Here is a 21,486-nt window from a genome sequence, read left to right as displayed (position 1 = left end):
ATGTTAAACATATCAACAAATAGCGTCAATAAAAACGTCGATATCAGTCACTTTAGTTCAGTTAAAAAAGCGTTTAACAAAAAGCACTACAAAAATTTTAATAGACTGTTAATTACCTTTGGTATTTTAGGGATTATCATTCTATTTTTACCTTGGACACAAAACATAACAGCAGATGGACTGGTAACCACTTTATCTCCAGATCAACGTCCACAAACCATCCAGTCTGTTATTCCGGGTCGTATTGAAAAATGGTATGTGCGTGAAGGTGATTTTGTTAAAAAAGGAGATACTATTTTATTTATTTCAGAAGTAAAAAACGAATATTTTGACCCTGATTTAGTAGAAAGAACAGGTGATCAAATAAAAGCAAAAACATCTTCTGTGGCATCTTATTCTGGAAAAGTAAATGCGCTAAACAATCAAGTTAATGCTTTAAATAAAGAAAGACAATTAAAATTACAACAAGCCCAAAACAAATTACTACAATCAAAACTTAAAGTAAAAAGCGATAGTATAGATTTTGAAGCTGCTAAAACTAATATAGGAATTGCTGAAAAACAATTTAATCGTACACAACAATTACAAACCGAAGGGTTAAAAGCAGTAACAGATGTTGAAGAAAAACGCTTAAAACTTCAAGAAACACAAGCTAAATTAATTTCTAAAGAAAATAAATACTTAGCAGCACAAAATGAAGTTATCAATGCTAAAGTAGAGCTAAATCGAATTAGTGCAACGTATTCTGATAAGATTTCAAAAGTGCAAAGCGATATGTTTACAGCTCAATCCAGTGGTTTTGACGCAAAAGCACAAGTTACTAAGCTAGAAAATGATTACACTAATTATTCTATGCGTAACGAAATGTACTACATAAAAGCACCTCAAGATGGCTTTATAAACAAGGCTATTAAAGCTGGAATTGGGGAAACCTTTAAAGAAGGTGAAAAGTTAGTAGGTATTATGCCTTCAAAATTTGATGTTGCAATCGAAACTTTTATTGATCCAATAGATTTACCATTAGTTCATTTAGATGAAGAATTTAGAGTGCAGTTTGATGGTTGGCCTGCAATAATATTTAGTGGTTGGCCAAACGTGTCTTATGGAACTTATGGTGCAAAAGTTGTAGCAATTGAGCGTTTTATAAGTCCAAACGGAAAGTTTAGAATTTTATTAGCTCCTGTAGAAAACGATCATGAATGGCCAGAAGCAGTACGCGTAGGCTCTGGAGCAAAAACAATAGGCTTATTAGAGGACGTCCCAATTTGGTTTGAATTATGGCGTCAATTAAATGGCTTCCCTCCTAACTATTATCAACCAAACGCGAAGCAAAATACTAAATCTGATAAAAAAATAAAATGAAAAATATTATAACATTTCTATTTCTTTTTTTACCCATTTTGGTATGTACTCAAACTTTAAACAGTTTAAGTTATACAGAGTATTTAGGCTATGTAAAGCAGTTTCATCCAATAGTAAAACAAGCAGACTTGCGCATAGAAAAAGGTCTAGCAAACCTAATGAAAGCACGAGGTGGTTTTGATCCTAAAGTAAAAATCGATTTTAATGAAAAAGATTTTAAAAACAAGGAATATTATGAGCGTTTAAATGCTACTTTTAAAGTACCAACCTGGTATGGTATTGAGTTAAAAGCAAATTTTGAAGAAAATAACGGATTGTATCTAAACCCTGAAAACAATGTGCCTGATGATGGATTATTCAGTGCTGGTGTTGGGTTTTCGTTAGGACAAGGTTTGTGGATTAATAAAAGAATGACTGATGTAAAAAAAGCAAAGTATTATAAAGAACAAACCAAAGCAGAACGTAATATCTTAATTAACAATGTGCTTTATAACGCTTCAATCGCTTACTTTGATTGGCTACAAGCACATGACCAAGCAAAAATTTACGAACGCTTTTTAGATAATGCTAAAACGCGATTTAATGGCGTTCGATCTAGCGTTTTAGCTGGTGACAAGGCAGGTATAGACAGTTTGGAAGCAAGTATTGTTGTAAAAACAAGAACCTTAGAGCTAGAGCAATCCAGAGTAAAGTTGTTAAAAGCAAGATTAGAAGCTTCAAATTTTGTGTGGCTAAACAATACACCTGTTGACATTAATGACACTGTAAATCCTGTATTGGTTTTAGAAGATGAAATTGATGTAGCTTTATCGTTAAATAAAGCTATAAATTTTAATGTGGATAATCATCCAAAATTATTAGCTTTAGGGAGTAAAATTGATGGATTAGATGTAGATAAACGCTTAAATACTAATAAATTATTACCTGTAATAGATGCTCAGTATAATTTTTTGACAGAAACACCAGAATTAGCAAATACCTTAAACGTCTCAGCTTATAAAGCCACTATAAATGTTGCTTTTCCTTTATTTTTAAGAAAAGAACGTGGTGATTTAAAACTATCTAAATTAAAAATTCAAGATGCCGAATTTGAGTTTTCAGACACACAACTTCAAATTAAAAATAAAATAGATGCCATAACTAAAGAATTAGAGTCTTATAAAGTTCAAAATGAATTGATACGTACTATTGTTGAAGATTACAAAACCTTATTAAAAGCAGAAGAACGCAAATTTAGTTTTGGAGAAAGCTCTGTGTTTTTAATTAATAGCAGAGAAAGTAAGTTGATTGATAATCAAGTCAAAGAAATTAAGCTAAAAAACAAGTTTTTTGTTACTAAAGCTAAGCTTTTTAATAGTTTAGGGATAGTTCCAAAATAAATATTACTCATCGTTTTTAGGGTTTGGATCCGCTTCAGACTTATCTTCTTCTTGAGATTTTAGTTTTAATACAGAACCTTTTTCTTTAATCACAACAATGGATGCTTTAACACCTGTTGCTAGATTCCATTGGTTAGCAACAATAACATTGCCTTCTTCGTCTAACACTCTAAATTCTGCTGTATTTGGACCTGAAGTCCCTTGGTTTAAAGCTTGGAAGTCTATTTTATTTATTCCTTCGTCCAAATTAATTAATAACCCATTAAAGCCTGTTGTAAGCGTAACACTAGGTACCATAATATCTTCATTTAAAAAGACACGAATAGCATCTCCATCTGGATATTGATGATCTCTGTAAATAATATTTACAGTTTTTGCACTTGTTTTATACTCTCCTAAAAACTGATTAACCAAACTACCATTGTTAGATTTTTCGTCATCTTCTTTAAACTTAAGTTGTTTTTTTAGCTGTTTATCAAATAATTCGGCTGGATTCTTAAAGTTATTATCCTCTTTAATCATAGAGAATTCCTTTTTAGGTTTAACCGTTGCTTTTATTTCTTTTGGAGCAATAACTTGATTGTCATTATCATTAGGCTTTACTTCTTCTGCTTCAATAGAAGGTTCTGTGATTAATTCTGGATCGTCTTCAGGATCATCAGATTCTATTGCAGGAATAGCAATTCCATTATTCTCGCTATCTATTTGAGCATAGCTAGCAATAGAAAAAGTAAAAAGTAGTAAAAAAGCAATATAAAACTTCATAATTAATTCTGGTATTTGCCAAAATTAAACCAAAAATCATACCTAAATGCTAAAAAAATATTAATACTCTAATAATTTTAGTAACTCGCCTTCAAATTTATCTCTAGATAAGTATTGATCTTCTAATTGATTAATAAATGGAATTGGTGTGTCCATACTAGCAACACGCTTTACAGGAGCATCTAAAGCTTCAAAACAATGTTCCATAATTAAAGCAGAAATATCACTAGCTATTCCACCAAATAAAGAGTCTTCTTGCAAAATTATTGCTTTTCCTGTTTTATTTACTGAGGCGTAAATAGTTGCTGTGTCTAATGGTTGTAGCGATCGTAAATCAATGACATCTGCACTAATATTAGGATGCTTATCCAATGTGTTTAAAGCCCAATGGACTGCAGCTCCATAGGCAATAATAGTAATATCGTTACCTGTTTTTAAAGTAGCAGCTTTACCAAACGGAATAGTAAAATAATCTGTTGGCACTTCTTGTCTTAAACTTCTATATAGTGCTTTGTGCTCGAAAAACAACACAGGGTTTGGGTCGTTAATAGCAGTTGCTAATAAACCTTTTGCATCATAAGGGAAAGCTGGATACACAACTTTTAAACCAGGAGTCTTGGTAAACCAAGCTTCGTTAGTTTGACTATGAAATGGTCCTGCTGCTACTCCTGCTCCACATGGCATTCGTAAAACGACGTCAGCATTTTGATTCCATCTATAATGCGATTTTGCTAAATAATTAACTACTGGATTAAATCCAGAGGTCACAAAATCACTAAACTGTAACTCTACAATACTTTTAATACCTGCAATACTTAATCCCATAGCAGTTTCTATAATAGCAGATTCGCAAATAGGTGTGTTACGTACTCTGTCTTTTCCAAACTGTTTTACAAAACCATCAGTAATTTTAAAAACACCACCATATTCTGCAACATCTTGACCCATTATTACTAAGTCTTCGTGTCGCTCCATAGATTGTTTTAAACCTTCAGAAATCGCATCTACCAAACGTAATTCTTTAGTGTTTGAATTTTTTCTAATATCTTTGTAATCAAAAGATTGGTATACATCATCTAACTCTTTAGTTTCATTTGAAACGATTGGGATTTCCGCGTAAGCGGTATCTAAATGTTCATTAATTTCATTAACAATAGTTGCTTTAATTTTAACTTCTTCTTCTTCTGTTAATACACCTTCATTTTTTAAAAATTCTTGATAATTTTCTATAGGATCTTTTTTAGCCCAAAAATCCATTAAGTCCTGAGGCACATATTTTGTACCACTTGCCTCTTCATGTCCACGCATTCTAAAGGTTTTAAACTCTATTAAAATTGGACGTGGATTTTGACGAACACTTTCTGTGATTTCTGAAAGCTTGTGGTACACTTCTAAAATGTTATTTCCGTCAATGATATGGCTTTCCATACCATAACCTATTGCTCTATCTGCTAAATCTTTACAATTATACTGTTCAGACGTTGGTGTAGATAATCCATAACCATTATTTTCAATACAAAATAATACTGGCAATTGCCAAACAGATGCAACATTTAATGCTTCATGTATATCACCTTCACTGGTTCCTCCATCTCCTGTAAACACTGTAGTTACTTGGTTTTTACTTTTCAATTTTGACGCTAAAGCAATACCATCTGCTACACCAAACTGTGGTCCTAAATGGCTAATCATTCCTACAATTTTATACTCTTGTGTTCCAAAATGAAAACTTCTATCTCGTCCTTTAGTAAATCCATTAGCTTTTCCTTGCCACTGTGAGAATAATCTGTGTAACGGAATCTGTCTTGTAGTAAAAACGCCTAAATTTCTGTGCATTGGTAAGATGTATTCTTCATCATGCATAGTAGACGTAACACCTACAGAAATAGCCTCTTGACCAATTCCGGAAAACCATTTACTAATCTTTCCTTGACGTAATAGAATAAGCATTTTCTCTTCTATTAACCTAGGTTTTAGCATGCGTTTATATAGATCTAAAAGTGTAGTATCGTCTAAAGATTTTTTATCAAAAGTCATTATTCTATATCTTAAATTTTGGTCTTCTTATAAAGTCAGATTCAAATATAGAATAATTGAACAAAAATAGCTTGGCAGTTAAATAAAAATATGACTATCATTTTTCCTTTGTTTTCGTTACATTTGTAGTATTACTTATAATAAATTTAAAGATGAATAGTATACCAAGTGTTAATTTAAAGGATTTTACATCTGGAGATCCTGTAAGAAAACAAAAGTTTGTTGATCAAATTGGTAAAGCCTATGAAGACATAGGGTTTGTTGCCTTAAAAGGTCATTTTTTAGACGAAACTTTAGTGGACGATCTATATAAAGAAATAAAGAATTTTTTCTCATTACCTACTGAAATCAAACGTGGTTATGAAGACCCAGAAATTGCAGGTCAACGTGGATATGTTTCTTTTGGAAAAGAAAGTGCTAAAGGTAAAAAAGAAGGTGATTTAAAAGAGTTTTGGCATTTTGGACAGTACGTTGATGATGATCCAGAACGTGCTAAAGAATATCCAGAAAATATTACTGTTAATGAACTTGCTAATTTTAACGAAGTAGGTAAAAAAGCATATCAAACATTAGAAAAAACTGCTAAGTATGTGTTACGTGCTTTAGCATTACATTTAGGATTAGAAGAGACGTATTTTGACAATTATATCCATAACGGAAATTCTATTTTACGACCAATCCATTATCCACCAATTACGCAAGAGCCTGATAATGCTGTTCGTGCAGCAGCACATGGTGACATTAACTTAATTACTTTGTTAATGGGAGCACAAGGACGTGGATTACAAGTACAGAATCATGCTGGAGATTGGTTAGATGCTATTGCAGAACCAGACGAATTAATGATCAATGTTGGAGACATGTTATCTCGTCACACCAATAATAAATTAAAATCTACAATACATAGAGTTGTAAATCCACCTAGAGAACTTTGGGGAACGTCACGTTACTCTATTCCATTTTTCATGCATCCAATTAGCGAAATGAAATTGAATGTTTTAGATGGATGTATAGATGAAAACAATCCAAAACAGTTTGATGATATTACTGCTGGAGAATTTTTAGATGAACGTTTAAGAGAACTTGGATTAAAAAAATAGTATTCAGTTTACAGTCGCAGTCACAATTATTATTGGTTGCGTTACTGTGACTTAAAACTGCGACTGTAAACTAAACAGAATGGATTTACAAGATCAACTTAAAAACTTGTTCCCAGAACATGTACCAGAAAAAACTGATGATGCTAATAATGCAAAATCAGACCTTTGGCTACAAGACGACCCTATTATTTGCAAATACGAAAAACGTAAAGGAAAACCAATTACTATCCTTGAAGGTTATACAGGTGCAACTGAAGATTTTAAAAAATTAGCTAAAGAGCTAAAGCAAAAACTAAGTGTTGGTGGTAGTTTTAAAGACGATAAAATTATTATTCAAGGAGATTATCGTGATAAAATAATGGAAATGCTTAAATCTAAAGGGTTTAACGTTAAACGTGTTGGAGGTTAATTATGGGTAATACAATTCTTCATATTACAAACGGTTCTAGTTTAACCGATTATTTAAAGGCTTTAAATATTGATGGAGACTTATTGACATGGCATGAAATGCTTTGTGAAGGTCCAACAATAAAAGAGATTGATACACCAGCTTTTTTTAAAAATAGAAAAGCATTTTTAGAAGACGTTTATGATGTCGAATATGATATTGATAATATTAAAAACGAGTTTAATAAACTTAATGATGTTTCAAAATATACCGAAATAGTGTTATGGTTTGAATATGATTTGTTTTGCCACATTAATTTAGTAGCAGCTATAAGTTTAATAAAACAAAAAGGTATTAAACTTCCTTTGTATTTAGTATGTAGTGGACGTGTTGAAGGAGAAAAAGAACTTAAAGGCTTACCACAATTGTCAGAAAAACAATTAAGACAACATTATCAGGACAAAATAAAATTAACTGTTGACGATATTGCTACTGCACAAAAAGCATGGCGAATTTATTGCGAGTCTGATCATAATTTACTTAAAGAATTAATTACTAGACCTTCCAGTTTTAAATATTTAAGCAATTGCCTAAAAGCACATTTAAGACGTTTTCCTGATACAAGAAGTGGATTAAATACTTTGGAATACAATACTCTTAAACTTATTAAAGAACATACTGTTACATCAAGAAATCACTTACTAGGATATTGCTTACATTATCAAGGATACTATGGGTTTGGAGACCTTCAGTTACAACGAATGATTGATAGATTAGACTTATTTTATGATGAAACTGAAGACACATTAATATTAAATAGAAAAGGTCATTTAGCGTTAGAGCATCAGAAAAATTTCTTAAAAGAAATTGATACAAAATTTCAGTTTGGAGGTGTAAACAAGGCAGACTTTCAGTATGATAAAACAGAAAACAAATTAATACAAACCATTTAATGGCCATACAAGAATCAGAATTAATTTTAAATCCAGATGGTAGTGTTTACCATCTTAACTTATTACCTGAGCACATATCAGACACCATCATATTTGTTGGTGACCAAGATCGAGTAGAAAAAATCACGAAGCATTTCGATACTATAGAGTTTTCAACTCAAAAAAGAGAGTTTAAAACACAAACAGGAACCTATAAAGGGAAACGCTTAACTGTTTTATCTACTGGAATTGGACCAGATAATATAGATATTGTTTTAAATGAATTAGATGCTTTAGTAAATATAGATTTAAAAACTAGAAAACCTAAAGACACTTTAACTACATTAAACATAGTACGTGTTGGGACTTCTGGATCATTGCAAAAAGATATTCCTGTAGACTCGTTTGTTTTAAGCACACATGGATTAGACTTAAATGGTATGCTCCACTTTTACCAAATTGATTCAATTAGTAATAATGATGTAGAAAATGCATTTATAGATTTTACAAATTGGGACAATAATAAAGCAAGACCAATAGTCATTAATAATAGTAAAACATTAGAAGCTCATTTTGATGGACCAAACATACATAAAGGTATGACTGCAACAGCTGGAGGTTTTTATGGACCACAAGGTCGTGTGTTACGTTTACCACTTTTTGATGCGTCTTTAAACAACAAAATGGATACCTTTTCTTATAAAGACTATAGAATTTCTAATTTTGAAATGGAAACGTCTGTTATTTATGGTTTGTCAAAATTATTAGGTCATAATGCGTTATCATTAAATGCTATTATTGCAAATAGACCTAACGGAACGTTTAGCAAAAACCCTAAACAAGTCGTTGAAAACTTAATACAATATACCTTAGATAAATTAGTAGAGTAACATGAAACAGATTAATATTGGTGGTGTACCAGAACATTTCAATTTAGCTTGGTATTTAGGATTAAAAAATGGCGAGTATAAAGAAGCAAATATCAACTTACGCTGGAAAGACTATTTTGGTGGTACTGGAGCTATGTGCAAAGGATTACGAGATGGTGACATCGACATGGCAGTTATTTTAACAGAAGGTATTATAAAAGATATTATTGCTGGAAACAAATCTAAAATAGTTCAAATATTTGTTGAAACGCCTTTAATTTGGGGAATTCATGTTGCTGCAAAATCAAAATATAAATCTATTAATGATTTAAAAGGAACCAAAGCTGCAATTAGCAGATATGGTTCTGGATCGCATTTAATGGCTTACGTTAATGCAGAGAATAATGCTTGGGATTTAGAAAAAGACTTAGATTTTGAAGTTATAAAAAACCTAGATGGAGCTGTTGAAGGTCTAACTGAAGGAAAAGCAGATTATTTTATGTGGGAAAAATTCACCACAAAACCATTAGTAGATAATGGTACTTTTAATCGTGTTGGTAATTGTCCTTCCCCTTGGCCTTGCTTTGTAATAGCTGTTAGAGAAGATTTTTTAAAATCTAATAAGGATGATGTCAAAACTATTTTAGACATTGTAAATAATACTACTGCAGAGTTTAAAGACATTCCAAGTATAGATCGTATGATTGCAAATCGTTATGAGCAAGAGTTGGAAGATGTACAGGAATGGTTAAGCTTAACAGAATGGTCTCAAGAAAATATTGACAAAAAAACAATCCAAAAAGTACAGGATAAACTATTTGAACTAAACGTTATTCCTGAAAAATGGAAGTATGAGGATTTGGTTGAGGATGTGTAAATAACTAGGTGATTTCAATCTTTTAAAATGCAAAACTTCTTAATTTGTATATAAAAGGTTGTGGTTTTTGATGTTGCCCAACAAAATTCAGAAATAATGAACAAAGGAATGTAGATGCCAAGCGCAGCTTGAAGCACGAAATTCCGAAAGTGAATGATACTTTAGTAATTTCCTAATTTTGTTTTGATTTTTTGGTTCGTTTTGTATCAAGACAAAATGAACGTATAATTATTTATAGCTCAAAAGAGATTGTCACATCGTACCTCCTTGCAATGACAAACCAACTACCAATCAATCCCAACCAACCCAAACTCCTTCAATAATTTATTAGTCTGACTAAAATGCTTGTTGCCAAACCAATAACCACGATTAGCACTTAAAGGAGAAGGATGTCCAGATAGTAATATATGATGTTTATTAGCATCTATTAACTTGGCTTTTTTCTTAGCAAATCCTCCCCAAAGTAAAAAAACAACATTTTCTTTTTGATCACTAATCGTTTTAATAACTGCATCTGTAAAGGTTTCCCATCCTCGTTTTTGGTGGCTTCCAGGTTCGTGTGCTCTTACAGTTAATGTTGCATTTAATAAAAAAACACCTTGTTTAGCCCAATGCTCTAAATTTCCGCTTGAAGGATACAATTTTCCTAAATCAGTTTCAATTTCTTTAAAAATATTAATTAAAGAAGGTGGATGTTTAACACCATCCACAACACTAAAACACAAGCCATTAGCTTGATTGTAATTATGATAAGGGTCTTGACCAATAATCACCACTTTTAGTTGGTTTAAAGAACAAGAGTTAAAAGCATTAAAAATCTCATTTTCTGGCGGAAAGCATTGCTGTTGTTTATATTCGGCAGTAACAAATTGGGTTAACTCCTTAAAATAAGGTGTATCAAGCTCGGTTTGTAATTGTGTTTTCCAACTTTCGTGAATATCTACGTTCATATCTTTTAGTAATGTACTATAATTTTCAGTGTAAAATAATACTATCTTTATTCTTTAGAAAAGTTTAATTAAAAAGATTTCCGTTTTTACAGAAAGTAAACATGAAAAAACTAAAATTCCCTTCAGCACAAACCATTTTACTAATCATAGCAGGATTAGTCACGTTATTAACCTGGTTAGTTCCTGCAGGTAAATATGAAACTTTAGGTTATAATAAAGACACCAATCAATTTACCAGAACAGGAATTGAAAAAACCGAAATTTTACCAGCAACCCAGCAAACGCTAGAAACGTTAGCTATAAAAATTCCGTTAGAAAAGTTTACAACTGGAGATATTTATAAACCTATAAACATACCAAATACCTATCAAAAATTAGACCCGAAACCGCAAGGCTTTTTCGAATTTATAAAATCGCCAGTAAAAGGAATTGTAGAAGCTGCAGACATCATTTTTCTGGTATTAATTATTGGAGGATTAATAGGTATTATTAATAGTACAGGAGCATTTGATGCAGGAATCAGTTGGTTAGCCAATGCCTTAAAAGGAAGAGAATTTATCCTCATTATACTAGTTACCACATTAGTTGCAGCAGGAGGAACAACCTTTGGTTTTGCAGAGGAGACTATTGCCTTCTTCCCTATTCTAATTCCTGTGTTTTTAGCAGCAAAGTACGATGCAATTGTTGGAATAGCCTGTATCTTTTTAGGAAGCGCAATAGGTACCATGTGTTCTACCATAAACCCATTTAGTACAATTATAGCAAGTGATGCAGCAGGAATAAGTTGGACAACAGGATTTTGGGGACGTATTTTTATGTTAGTAGCCTGTTTAGTTATAGCACTAATTTATATTATACGTTACGGAAGACGTGTCCAAAAAGACCCAACCAAATCTATAGTATACGATCAGCAACAGCAGATAGCAGCACTATTTTCGCAATCCAATACCCAAACAGTACAATTTACAAACCGTTTACGCTTAGCATTAATTGTATTTGCATTATGCTTTATAGTAATGATTTATGGCGTTGTGGCTTTAGAATGGTGGTTTGAAGAGATGACAACAACCTTTTTAGTTGGAGCTATCCTTATTGGTATAATAGCCAAAATTAAAGAAACCCATTTTATAGACACCTTTGTAAAAGGTGCAGGAGATTTACTAGGTGTAGCCTTAATAATTGGTATTGCACGTGGTGTAACCGTAATTATGGCAGACGGATTAATTAGCGACACACTACTCTACTACGCAAGCTCAGTAACAGAAGGGATGAACAAAGGTGTTTTTGCAACCGTTATGACTACCCTTTACGCAGGACTCTCCTTTTTTATACCAAGTAGTTCTGGTATGGCAGTACTAACCATGCCAATCATGTCACCACTTGCAGATAGCGTTGGTGTTGGTAGAGAAATTGTGGTCAATGCCTATCAATACGGAATGGGATTATTTTACTTTATCAATCCAACAGGACTTATTTTAGCCTCATTAGCAGTCGTTAAAGTTGGGTTTAACAAATGGCTAAAATTTGTCATGCCATTATTTATAACCTTAATTATCTTTACCTTAATAGTCATGACAATTTCTTCTTATTTATAAATTATACATATGAATCGTACACTTTTTATTATTTTATTTTTATCGCTTTCGCTGAATGCTTGCCAAAAACCAAAAGCAACAACCGAAACTACAGTACCAAAAACCAGTCAAAAAGACAACCAACAACAGTTTTTGGACGTCTTAAACAAACATTTAGATGCTGTACCTAAAAAAGATTTGGCAACTATGAAAAGTACGTTAACACCAAACGGAAACATGCAACTTATTTTACCAAAATCAGAGCCAATTACTACCAATGCAGGTTTTATGAAATATCATAAAGACTGGTTTGCTGCAGATTTAGAGTGGTCTTTTGAGACTAAAATTTTAAACACAGAAGTTGGAGAAACAATAGGTATGGCTATTGTACAATCCATATATAAAGAGCCTCTAAGAAATGGTAAACCTTATTTTAATCGTATGATTATCAGCTACGATTTGCAAAAAATTGATGGCACATGGTATTTTATAAAAGATCATGCAAGCTCTGTACAAAAAAGCACAGATTTAGAAAACTAAATAACTTCTTTTTTAGGTAGGAAAAACAAGCTATAAAATGTTATATTTAAAAGCTAAGAAAACTAAAAAAAGAAAAATGAAAAAATTAAAACTCCCTTTAATTGCATTATTTGCGCTATTTATTTTCCAATGTTCTGATGATGATAATCCAGAAACACAACAAGATCAAGCAATAACAGTTACAGATGTTGATGGTAACACCTACAATACCATTACTATGGGTAGTCAAATCTGGATGTTAGAAAATCTAAAAACCACAAAATACAATGATGGTACACCAATAACTTTATACACCTTTGCAGATTTTGGAATTAATTGGGGAAGTGTAAACGATCAAGTTGGACATTATCAATGGGCTTCTACAGAAGATTTAAATAACGTTGTAGAAGAAGAATTACCGTTTGACTATTATGGTGCCATGTATAATTATTTTGCAATAGAAAGCGGTAAACTAGCACCAGAAGGATGGCGTATTCCAACAAAAGCAGATTTTGAAGAATTAGAAAGTTACGTAGCAAGTCAAGGTCATGCAGGTAATGAAGCTAAAGCCTTGAAAACTGAAACTGGATGGTTACCAAGTACAGGAGGTGGTACCAATGATTTTGGATTTAATGGTTTACCTAATGGTTATGTAAGTGGTGTTGGTACACCAACATTTGGACAAGGTGTTTGTACTTGGGCAACTTCAGATGTAATAGAACAAGGTACAAGTGTAGGTGCTAATACAAGAGTTTTAGTGCAATTATTTGATGAAGGCTCTATATTATATAGTGATAATGCTGTACAAATTGGTGCAGGTATTAGATGTATTAAAATACAATAGATAGTATTTAATTATAGTTTAAAAAAGCACAAACCTTTGGTTTGTGCTTTTTTTTATACTCCATAACGTCAGTTCCAGTTATTATTTAACCATATCCAGAACCCTTATAAGCTTAGCTAGTAACAAGCTATATAATAATTTAATGCATTTGTTTTCAAAAAAGAAGAATCATTAGATTTCAAAAATCTAAACAACTATTTTTGTGCGTTCAAAAAAGCACGTAAAATTAGAGTTTCTAAATGCAAAAATTAAAAACCCATTATCATCCAGAAGTTAAAAACCTAGAAAACAAATCTGTTTTTACAAGATTAGCTACAAGAAGTATAGCCATCCAAGGAAATACTATTTTATTACTTTACACTAAAAGATATGAAGATTACAGCCTTCCAGGAGGTGGTTTAGACGTAAACGAAGATAAAATTGAAGGCATGAAACGTGAACTAAATGAAGAAACTGGAGCCAAAAACATTAAAAATATTAAGCCTTTTGGGATTTATGAAGAATACAGACCTTGGTACAAACCAGATTTTGATGTACAACATATGATTTCTTATTGTTATACATGCGATATTAATAAAGAACTTGGCAACACAAATTTAGAAGCTTACGAAACAAAAAATGGTATGAAAGCTGTTTGGGTTAATATACATAAAGCCATAGCGCATAACACCAAAATAATGACTACAAGCAATAAAAAAGGGTTGTCTATAGAACGTGAAACGTTTTTATTAAAACGTATTGCTGAAGGCTTAAAGTAACATACTATTATTTTTTTTGTTATTTAAATTAAGCAGTTTACGGTTTTCCGTAAAATTAATACAACTTGTTACTATAACTTTGTGTAACAACTAAACTGTAGGAAAAATACGTAGTTCTACGTATTGGAATTGTTTTGTTAAAATTATAATTTTGATAATTAAAAACATATAAATGACCTTATTAAGTAGATTATTTAAATCATATGATTTATCAGCTGTTTTTACTCCAACTTCAGTTGCTAAACTCACATATGTGAAACGAGAGTTAATAGAAAATGATTTAGAAAAATACCTTAGTATACCTGGCAAACAAATTGTTGTTTATGGCCATTCAGGTAGTGGGAAAACAACTTTATTGCGTAATAAACTAAAAGTATTAAAACAAAATTTCATACGAACACATTGCGAAACATCAACTAGTTTTGAAGAAATTTTATTGCAAACATTTGATGCTTTAGACCGATTTTATGTATCTGAAAGAACTTTAAATAGTCAATATTCAATTTCTAAAGAAGTTAAAGCTTCATATAAATTAATTTCCGCTTCATTAAAGGATAACTATACTGAAGGTAAATCAGAAAAAAATTCTCGAATTGTACCTCCACAATTAACTCCACAGAGATTAGCTCAATTTTTAGGTGAAATAAACTGTGTTTGGATAATTGAGGATTTTCATAAAGTTTCCGATAAAGAAAAGCAAAGAATAGCAGATGTAATAAAAATTTTTATTGATGCTGCAAATGATTACCCAAAAGTTAAAGTAATCTGCATTGGTGCAGTAGGGACAGCTAGTGAGTTAATATTGTTTGATGATAATTTAGCAAATAGAGTAGCTGAAATATATGTTCCTTTATTAGATGACGAACAGATTTTAAAAATCTTGATTAAAGGATCTAAGCTTTTAAACTTTAAAATGTCAGATGCTTTAAAAGAGAAAATAGTTTATTATTCTAATAATCTAGCATCTGTTGCACATCAAATTTGTTTTGATTTATGTTTTGAAAGTAATATTAAAGTTTCAAGAGTTTTTCCAGGTACTATGAAAGAAGATTCATTTAAAACTGCTGTAGAGTCTTTTGTAAGAAAGAATTCTGATACTTTTAATATGATTTATGAACAAATTGAATGTCAAAAATATGGTTGGCACATTCTTAAAACTTTTGATTTTAGAGAAAAAGACTATCTGACCATAGATGAAATAAGAAAAGGGATTCCTCATACAAAAAGACCAACAGAAGAAGAATTAGAAGAGTATTTGTCTGAATTAGGTTCAAGTGAATTTAATGAAATCATTAGATTTAATAGAAATTCAAAAAAATATTCTATATCAACACCATTTTTTAAAGCTTATTTAAAAATGAAATTAGCTTTGGAGGAGAATGAACAAATAGAAAGAAAAAATAAAAGAAAAAACAAACAAAGAAGAAGATACAATATTACTAATCAAAAGAGAAAAACTGTAGAGGATTTAATCCTTAATGAAGATTTCTTTCAAACATATTATCAGTATTTAGATTCATATATCATAAAAGATTTAAAGTCAAGGGAAAATAAATTTATTAGGCAAAATATACCACCTCCAAGTAATAATAAAAAACCTTTAAAAAAATGATATTAGAATCTGACAATAAACAGATTAGATTGACTTCTCTCCATCTATCGCTCGTCTACGACGAGTGAGGTACCAATACTTATTCAACAAAACTAATTTCTCCAAATCCAACCCAATTCCGTAAATTTGCTGTCATTACAAAAAGAATTACGAAAAAGAGAATGAGATTCCTGCTTTCGCAGGAATGACAGCTATGATCAACATCCATCAAAAAACATTACAAGATTTAGAGTTTGCAACAGTTTTAACGCAAGTTAGCGAGTATTGTGTGACGCATTTGGGTAATTTAAAAGTACAAGAGATTACACCTTTTAAAGACCAAGAAACACTACTTAATGCCTTGCAATTAACTAATGAGTATGTATCGTCTTTTTATAACGACAATCGCATCCCAAACCATGGTTTTGATACTATTACTAAAGAGTTACAACTCCTAAATATAGAAAACACCTATTTAGACACTCACAGTTTAAAAAAAATTGTGTCAATATCCTTGACTGCAAACGAGATTGTAAAATTTTTAACCAAGTTTGAAGAGTATTATCCAAACCTAAACGCGTTTTCAAATAACGTGGAAGTTACCACTGTAATTATTGAAAAGATAGATGCTATTGTTGATCGTTTTGGAGATGTAAAAGAGAATGCTTCTGCTTTATTATACGAGATTAGACAGCAAATAAACAAGCTTAAAGGTAAAATTAACTCTAGCTTTACTTCTGCTTTAAACCAATACCATAACCTAGAATATCTGGATGACATACGCGAGTCTGTAGTGGATAACAAGCGTGTATTAGCTGTAAAAGCCATGTACAGACGTAAGGTTAAAGGTGCTATAATGGGTGGAAGTAAAACAGGAAGTATTGTTTATATAGAACCTGAAACCACTTTACAACATACCAGAGAGCTTAATAATTTAGAATACGAAGAAAGCGAAGAAGTGGTGCGTATTTTAAAAGAAGTGACTAATTTTTTACGTCAGTTTTTACCGTTAATAGAACAATACCAATTGTTTTTAACAGATATGGATGTGATTTCGGCAAAAGCAAAATATGCTAAATCCATGAATGGGATTCTGCCAGAAATTAGTAAAGACAAACGTGTATACTTACGCGATGCGTACCATCCACTACTCTATTTAAATAATCTAGAAAAGAAAGAAAAAACCTTTCCGCAAACCATAGAATTACATCAAAGTAGCAGGATTATTGTTATTTCTGGTCCAAATGCTGGAGGAAAATCTATTACATTAAAAACCGTTGGTTTACTACAATTAATGTTACAAAGCGGAATGCTAATTCCTGTGCATGAACGTAGTGTGGTCAGTATTTTTGATAGAATTATAAGCGATATTGGAGACAACCAATCTATTGAAAACCACTTAAGCACTTACAGTTACCGACTAAAACAAATGAATTATTTTTTAAAGAAGTGTAATAAAAACACACTGTTTTTAATAGATGAATTTGGTACAGGTTCTGATCCAGAATTAGGAGGTGCTTTAGCCGAAACTTTTTTAGAAGAATTTTACGCACGCGATGCGTTTGGTATTATTACCACACATTATGCTAATCTTAAAATGTTAGCTAATGAAAAAGACGAAATGATTAATGCTAACATGATGTTTGACGAGCGTACTTTGGAACCAATGTACAAACTAGCTTTAGGTCAAGCAGGAAGTAGTTTTACCTTTGAAGTAGCACAAAAAAATGGGATTCCGTATAGCTTAATAAACAGAGCAAAAAAGAAAATTGAACGTAGTAAAGTGCGTTTTGATGCTACAATTGCTAAGCTTCAAAAACAACGTGCAAAACTTGAAAAAACTAGCGAATCTTTAAAAGTCAACGAAAAGAAAAAACAAACAGAAGCTGATAAGCTTGAAGAAATAAATGCAAAAGTTCAGAAAAAACTAGAGAACTATCAAGAGCTGTATGATAGTAATCAGCGTTTAATTTATTTAGGTCAAAAGGTAAATGATATTTCGGAGAAATTCTTCAGAGATAAGAAAAAACGTGAGTTGATGGCAGAACTGTTTAGATTAGTACAGATAGAAAACTCTAAACGTAAAAAAGTATCTGCAAAGCAAGCAAAAGCAGAAAAGCACAAAGAAAAACAAGTTAAGCAAGAAGCTGAGAAAAAAGTGGAAGTTATCCGTAAAAAGAAAAAAGCTGCCAAACAAAAAGAAAAAAACAAACCTGCTGCACCAAAACCTATCTTAAAAGTTGGTGACAGAGTACGTATGCATGATGGACGCTCTGTTGGAACTATTGATAAGTTTGAAAAAAACAAAGCAATTGTTAACTATGGTATGTTTACAACTAACGTGAATGTGGATTTGTTGGAGTTGGTTGAAGCGGTTAAGAAGTAAAAAAGTATAAAGTAATAAGTGAATAGTTCTTAATCAGATATTTAATAACAGCTGTAATTGCGAAGAAATAAGTAATATCATAAAAAACAGAATAAACAACAAACAGATTGCTTCGTACCTCGCAATGACGTTAAAATTCTAAATCGTATTTTTGTATTGTGATAAAACAACTCCCAAAACATAAAAAATTAATCTTATTTGATGGTGTTTGCAACCTTTGCAACACATCTGTACAATACGTAATTAAACACGATAAAAACAATGTTTTTATGTTTGCTGCTTTACAAAGTAAAATTGGACAACAGATTATTAATCATTATAAAATAGATCCTTTAAAAACAGACTCTATCTTACTCTATTCAGAAGACAATGGGCTTAAATCTAAGTCTACAGCTGCTTTACATATTACTAAACAGTTGGGATTACCATCTAGTTTACTTTCGGTGTTTTTTATAATACCACCATTTATAAGAAATTGGGTGTATGATTATGTAGCTAAAAATCGTTATAAATGGTACGGAAAACAAGACGCTTGCATGATACCAACTCCAGATTTAAAGTCTAAATTTTTGGATTAGAAATAACGACTTCAAACTTTACTCATTAAAAAGGAGACTTCACGTAATGAAACGTACTGTTTACTCAAAACCAATTGTATTAAAGCTACATGAGTATTAATTTTGAGTATGAGGTTGATATAAGCCTTAAAGTCTTTATGTTAGCTTAAGCCATCCTTCTGTTAGGTTGGAACAGATTAAGTTTTAATACAAGGTATTGTCTAACCTGTATTAACATAGTATTATACTAGGGACTAATTAATGACTTTAAGGCTTTTTTATTTTAAGCTATTTAAAATAAAATCGAAATTTTTGTTGGTGTTGTTGTTTTCTAAAAAGGCATCTGTATAATGCTTTGATGGCATTGCTAAGCCTAAATCTTGCATTTTTAAGATTACATCTTTATACTCTAAAGTTACTTTTCCTGTTAATAATACATCCAAGTCTTTACCAGATTTTGCATAGTCATACACTTTTTTTAATCCAGTTAAGTATAAATAATCTTTAGTAAAACCTCCACCTCTGTGTATACGAAGTGTAACTACAAATGCTTTATCTCTATTTAATTTATATTGGTTGTGCAATAAGTCAAAAGTAGCAGAAAAACTGTAACCTTTAGCCAAACTGTCTGCTGCAATAACGCGATATGCTAGTTCTTTTAAACGTGTTATGGTTAAGTTTCCAGACATATACTCAGAATATACAGCAACACCTTCCTGTGTTTCTACATTATTAGGAAACCCATTAGAGAACACTTTTAAAGGTTGGTTTAAACCATTAAAAGTTGTGACCATATGCACACCAATTTCATGATTAGCTAAAACTGCTAATTGGTTTTTACTAAACTTATGATTTTTGCGTAATACTAATGTTTGCGTATTGTTTTGCACCATTGCTGCTGCAGATATATTTGTCGATTTTTTTATTGTAAAATCAAAGTCGTAACGTTTTTTATAATCTTCAAAATACGCTATTGCATCGTCTACATTATAAAGCGGTAATAAATCTTCTTCAAATCCAGAATCATCAAAACGCAATATAAACTTAGCGTTTTCAATATCACGCTCTGTAGGTGTTCCGAAGCTTTTTAGACTGTTGTAGTAAAATTTTTTGCCTTTTCCTATCGTTTCAATACATTCAATTAAACCTGAATATTCATAGATTATATCCTTGTATAAATCGCGTATATCATCATCTTTTATACGTTCTAATCGTTGAGAGAAAAATAAACGATGTAATTTATAACCATTAAACCTAAGTTTGGGATATTTAAAAGTAGGTTCATAATTATATTTAGCTCCAAAAAACTGTTTTTTTTCGCTTTCAATATTTAATGGATTAATGTAATTAAGTAGTTCTATCTTTTTAACCAAACGGTTTAAGTTAGAGTCTATATCAAATAAATCTTGGTATTTTTCTTCTAAAGTCTCTGCCATTATCTGTGCGCTTTATAAAAAGCATTTGCGTGTGTTACCAATCTGTTTTTTAGTTGATTCTCAACTGCTGCGACTACTTCTGGATACATAATGTAGTCATATTCGTCACAATATACCTTTGCAATTTCAGTTGCCAAAACTAATGTATTATTAAAGTTATGCGTAATAAATTTTAAGAAATATCCATTGCCTTGAAACGTATCGTTAATTTTTGAGGTGCTTTTAATTCCGTTTGGTAATTGCAATTCGCTTAAACTTTGCCTCCAAGCTTCTATATCATTTCCAAATCTGTCATTATCAACGTTTGAAGTCCCTAAATTCCAGGTTGGTACTTCCCTATCCCAACGTTTCCAGTTATAACTATGCATATCATAAACAATACACATATTGAATTTGCTTTCAATTTTGCTAATTAATGCTTTTACAACTTTGTAAAAATTAGCGTGTTTATCTAAAGATTGTTGCTTTTGTGTTTTAGGTAAAGGGTTTTTCCAAAGTTGTTTTCCCCAAGCATCCTCATAAATTGCAGTTTCAGGCGCACGATTTAAATCATATTCAAAACGTGAATCCATTCCAGCAATAACAATTGGATGCGATGCTACCATGTTTTTGGTTTCTGGATCTTCCTCGTACCAACGTTCATATTCTGTATGCAAACAATTGTCCCAAAGTTCTTTTCTAAATTGATGTCCATCATGTACTGCTCCACAGACATAATGTACATAGCTATCAATTTTTAAAGTAAACGAATAGTCTTCTGAAATAGCATGAAACACTTCTTCTGCTTCAATTTTATTAATGATTTGATTGATACTTAAACGTTGCATTTTACTGTAATATCTTCTTCAATTGATTATAAATTGTTTTTTCCATAATATCCATTTCTCCATCTGCAAAAGCCATTAATTTAATGTCTGCAAACAAATCTGCTAAATCATTACGATAATAATCGTGAGTTTTTACAGCTTCAATAATGTTTTGTATACTTTGATAGTCATTATCTTCTTCAAATTTATCTTGTACACGTTGGTAAACTTCGTTATCTACTCTTGATAAAATATAGTCTTTTTCTTTTTTAGTTTCGTCTAAATCTGAATGTGCTACAAATAGTAATATGTAGGTTAATAATTCGTCTTTTGACCACGTATTGGGATGTTCCATA

The 21,486-nt window shown here is 31.4% G+C and carries 20 protein-coding genes; 14 read left to right on the top strand and 6 right to left on the bottom strand.

Annotated features, from left to right (window positions below; genetic code table 11):
- Positions 1-1,362: an HlyD family secretion protein gene (locus tag SJY17_RS11610; protein ID WP_397362723.1), complete on the top strand. Its 1,362-nt coding sequence runs from the start codon at positions 1-3 to the stop codon at positions 1,360-1,362.
- Entirely contained in the window at positions 1,359-2,741 is a 1,383-nt protein-coding gene (locus SJY17_RS11605) for a TolC family protein (RefSeq protein ID WP_397362722.1), read from the top strand. The genes SJY17_RS11610 and SJY17_RS11605 overlap by 4 nt, the downstream gene beginning before the upstream one ends.
- A 3-nt stretch (positions 2,742-2,744) precedes the next feature.
- Here the strand turns inward: SJY17_RS11605 and SJY17_RS11600 are convergent, their stop codons facing one another.
- Both SJY17_RS11600 and SJY17_RS11595 read right to left on the bottom strand, forming a co-directional pair.
- The gene (locus tag SJY17_RS11600) at positions 2,745-3,506 is read right to left on the bottom strand and encodes a hypothetical protein (protein WP_397362721.1); all 762 of its coding nucleotides are present in this window, start codon (positions 3,504-3,506) and stop codon (positions 2,745-2,747) included.
- 60 nt (positions 3,507-3,566) lie between these two features.
- Positions 3,567-5,543 (bottom strand): thiamine pyrophosphate-dependent enzyme, encoded by a 1,977-nt coding sequence (locus SJY17_RS11595; RefSeq protein WP_397362720.1) that lies wholly within the window; start codon positions 5,541-5,543, stop codon positions 3,567-3,569.
- A gap of 152 nt (positions 5,544-5,695) precedes the next feature.
- Between SJY17_RS11595 and SJY17_RS11590 the strand changes: the two genes are divergently transcribed.
- The 5 genes from SJY17_RS11590 (at position 5,696) to SJY17_RS11570 (ending at position 9,709) form a co-directional block, all read left to right on the top strand.
- A complete protein-coding gene (locus tag SJY17_RS11590) occupies positions 5,696-6,643 on the top strand; it encodes an isopenicillin N synthase family dioxygenase (RefSeq protein ID WP_397362719.1) in 948 nt (315 codons plus the stop codon).
- Positions 6,644-6,722: 79 nt separating this feature from the next.
- Entirely contained in the window at positions 6,723-7,052 is a 330-nt protein-coding gene (locus SJY17_RS11585; RefSeq protein WP_397362718.1) for a translation initiation factor, read from the top strand.
- A gap of 2 nt (positions 7,053-7,054) precedes the next feature.
- Positions 7,055-7,984 (top strand): DUF1835 domain-containing protein, encoded by a 930-nt coding sequence (locus SJY17_RS11580; RefSeq protein ID WP_397362717.1) that lies wholly within the window; start codon positions 7,055-7,057, stop codon positions 7,982-7,984.
- A complete protein-coding gene (locus tag SJY17_RS11575; RefSeq protein WP_397362716.1) occupies positions 7,984-8,853 on the top strand; it encodes a nucleoside phosphorylase in 870 nt (289 codons plus the stop codon). Before SJY17_RS11580 ends, SJY17_RS11575 begins: the two co-directional genes overlap by 1 nt.
- A 1-nt stretch (position 8,854) precedes the next feature.
- Positions 8,855-9,709, top strand: a complete 855-nt coding sequence (locus tag SJY17_RS11570; RefSeq protein WP_397362715.1) for a substrate-binding domain-containing protein — start codon at positions 8,855-8,857, stop codon at positions 9,707-9,709.
- A 284-nt stretch (positions 9,710-9,993) separates the two neighbouring features.
- Here SJY17_RS11570 and ung read toward each other — a convergent pair whose 3' ends face one another.
- The gene (gene ung, locus SJY17_RS11565; RefSeq protein ID WP_397362714.1) at positions 9,994-10,659 is read right to left on the bottom strand and encodes a uracil-DNA glycosylase; all 666 of its coding nucleotides are present in this window, start codon (positions 10,657-10,659) and stop codon (positions 9,994-9,996) included.
- Positions 10,660-10,760: 101 nt separating this feature from the next.
- Between ung and SJY17_RS11560 the strand changes: the two genes are divergently transcribed.
- From SJY17_RS11560 to SJY17_RS11530, 7 genes are all read left to right on the top strand, one after another.
- Complete coding sequence (locus SJY17_RS11560) at positions 10,761-12,254, top strand: YfcC family protein (RefSeq protein WP_397362713.1); 1,494 nt, start codon at positions 10,761-10,763, stop codon at positions 12,252-12,254.
- A 9-nt stretch (positions 12,255-12,263) separates the two neighbouring features.
- On the top strand, positions 12,264-12,773 hold the full coding sequence (locus SJY17_RS11555) for a YybH family protein (RefSeq protein ID WP_397362712.1): 510 nt from the start codon (positions 12,264-12,266) through the stop codon (positions 12,771-12,773).
- A 76-nt stretch (positions 12,774-12,849) separates the two neighbouring features.
- Positions 12,850-13,596, top strand: a complete 747-nt coding sequence (locus tag SJY17_RS11550) for a fibrobacter succinogenes major paralogous domain-containing protein (RefSeq protein ID WP_397362711.1) — start codon at positions 12,850-12,852, stop codon at positions 13,594-13,596.
- 239 nt (positions 13,597-13,835) lie between these two features.
- Positions 13,836-14,354, top strand: coding sequence for an NUDIX hydrolase (locus SJY17_RS11545; RefSeq protein WP_397362710.1), 519 nt, complete (start codon positions 13,836-13,838; stop codon positions 14,352-14,354).
- Positions 14,355-14,526: 172 nt separating this feature from the next.
- Positions 14,527-15,966 (top strand): AAA family ATPase, encoded by a 1,440-nt coding sequence (locus SJY17_RS11540; protein WP_397362709.1) that lies wholly within the window; start codon positions 14,527-14,529, stop codon positions 15,964-15,966.
- A gap of 193 nt (positions 15,967-16,159) precedes the next feature.
- Positions 16,160-18,331: a DNA mismatch repair protein MutS gene (locus tag SJY17_RS11535; protein WP_397362708.1), complete on the top strand. Its 2,172-nt coding sequence runs from the start codon at positions 16,160-16,162 to the stop codon at positions 18,329-18,331.
- Positions 18,332-18,489: 158 nt separating this feature from the next.
- Positions 18,490-18,909: a thiol-disulfide oxidoreductase DCC family protein gene (locus SJY17_RS11530; protein WP_397362707.1), complete on the top strand. Its 420-nt coding sequence runs from the start codon at positions 18,490-18,492 to the stop codon at positions 18,907-18,909.
- Between the two features lie 257 nt (positions 18,910-19,166).
- Here SJY17_RS11530 and SJY17_RS11525 read toward each other — a convergent pair whose 3' ends face one another.
- Genes SJY17_RS11525 through SJY17_RS11515 form a run of 3 tightly spaced genes read right to left on the bottom strand, consistent with a single transcriptional unit; the run spans position 19,167 to position 21,485 of the window.
- Complete coding sequence (locus SJY17_RS11525; protein ID WP_397362706.1) at positions 19,167-20,324, bottom strand: flavohemoglobin expression-modulating QEGLA motif protein; 1,158 nt, start codon at positions 20,322-20,324, stop codon at positions 19,167-19,169.
- Positions 20,324-21,151, bottom strand: coding sequence for an N-formylglutamate amidohydrolase (locus SJY17_RS11520; protein ID WP_397362705.1), 828 nt, complete (start codon positions 21,149-21,151; stop codon positions 20,324-20,326). The genes SJY17_RS11525 and SJY17_RS11520 overlap by 1 nt, the downstream gene beginning before the upstream one ends.
- A 1-nt stretch (position 21,152) precedes the next feature.
- Positions 21,153-21,485 (bottom strand): hypothetical protein, encoded by a 333-nt coding sequence (locus SJY17_RS11515; RefSeq protein WP_397362704.1) that lies wholly within the window; start codon positions 21,483-21,485, stop codon positions 21,153-21,155.
- Position 21,486: the final 1 nt, after the last annotated feature.

The organism is Olleya sp. R77988 (genome assembly GCF_044594215.1).
GTDB lineage: Bacteria > Bacteroidota > Bacteroidia > Flavobacteriales > Flavobacteriaceae > Olleya.
Note: the sequence above shows the minus strand (reverse complement) of the source record. Positions and strands in the feature narration are given on the sequence as shown.

Excerpts from the sequence above, each read along its gene's own strand:
- SJY17_RS11610 (WP_397362723.1), top strand. The coding sequence starts at position 1 with ATGTTAAACATATCAACAAATAGCGTCAATAAAAACGTCGATATCAGT.
- SJY17_RS11605 (WP_397362722.1), top strand. The coding sequence starts at position 1,359 with ATGAAAAATATTATAACATTTCTATTTCTTTTTTTACCCATTTTGGTA.
- SJY17_RS11600 (WP_397362721.1), bottom strand. The coding sequence starts at position 3,506 with ATGAAGTTTTATATTGCTTTTTTACTACTTTTTACTTTTTCTATTGCT.
- SJY17_RS11595 (WP_397362720.1), bottom strand. The coding sequence starts at position 5,543 with ATGACTTTTGATAAAAAATCTTTAGACGATACTACACTTTTAGATCTA.
- SJY17_RS11590 (WP_397362719.1), top strand. The coding sequence starts at position 5,696 with ATGAATAGTATACCAAGTGTTAATTTAAAGGATTTTACATCTGGAGAT.
- SJY17_RS11585 (WP_397362718.1), top strand. The coding sequence starts at position 6,723 with ATGGATTTACAAGATCAACTTAAAAACTTGTTCCCAGAACATGTACCA.
- SJY17_RS11580 (WP_397362717.1), top strand. The coding sequence starts at position 7,055 with ATGGGTAATACAATTCTTCATATTACAAACGGTTCTAGTTTAACCGAT.
- SJY17_RS11575 (WP_397362716.1), top strand. The coding sequence starts at position 7,984 with ATGGCCATACAAGAATCAGAATTAATTTTAAATCCAGATGGTAGTGTT.
- SJY17_RS11570 (WP_397362715.1), top strand. The coding sequence starts at position 8,855 with ATGAAACAGATTAATATTGGTGGTGTACCAGAACATTTCAATTTAGCT.
- ung (WP_397362714.1), bottom strand. The coding sequence starts at position 10,659 with ATGAACGTAGATATTCACGAAAGTTGGAAAACACAATTACAAACCGAG.
- SJY17_RS11560 (WP_397362713.1), top strand. The coding sequence starts at position 10,761 with ATGAAAAAACTAAAATTCCCTTCAGCACAAACCATTTTACTAATCATA.
- SJY17_RS11555 (WP_397362712.1), top strand. The coding sequence starts at position 12,264 with ATGAATCGTACACTTTTTATTATTTTATTTTTATCGCTTTCGCTGAAT.
- SJY17_RS11550 (WP_397362711.1), top strand. The coding sequence starts at position 12,850 with ATGAAAAAATTAAAACTCCCTTTAATTGCATTATTTGCGCTATTTATT.
- SJY17_RS11545 (WP_397362710.1), top strand. The coding sequence starts at position 13,836 with ATGCAAAAATTAAAAACCCATTATCATCCAGAAGTTAAAAACCTAGAA.
- SJY17_RS11540 (WP_397362709.1), top strand. The coding sequence starts at position 14,527 with ATGACCTTATTAAGTAGATTATTTAAATCATATGATTTATCAGCTGTT.
- SJY17_RS11535 (WP_397362708.1), top strand. The coding sequence starts at position 16,160 with ATGATCAACATCCATCAAAAAACATTACAAGATTTAGAGTTTGCAACA.
- SJY17_RS11525 (WP_397362706.1), bottom strand. The coding sequence starts at position 20,324 with ATGGCAGAGACTTTAGAAGAAAAATACCAAGATTTATTTGATATAGAC.
- SJY17_RS11520 (WP_397362705.1), bottom strand. The coding sequence starts at position 21,151 with ATGCAACGTTTAAGTATCAATCAAATCATTAATAAAATTGAAGCAGAA.
- SJY17_RS11515 (WP_397362704.1), bottom strand. The coding sequence starts at position 21,485 with ATGGAACATCCCAATACGTGGTCAAAAGACGAATTATTAACCTACATA.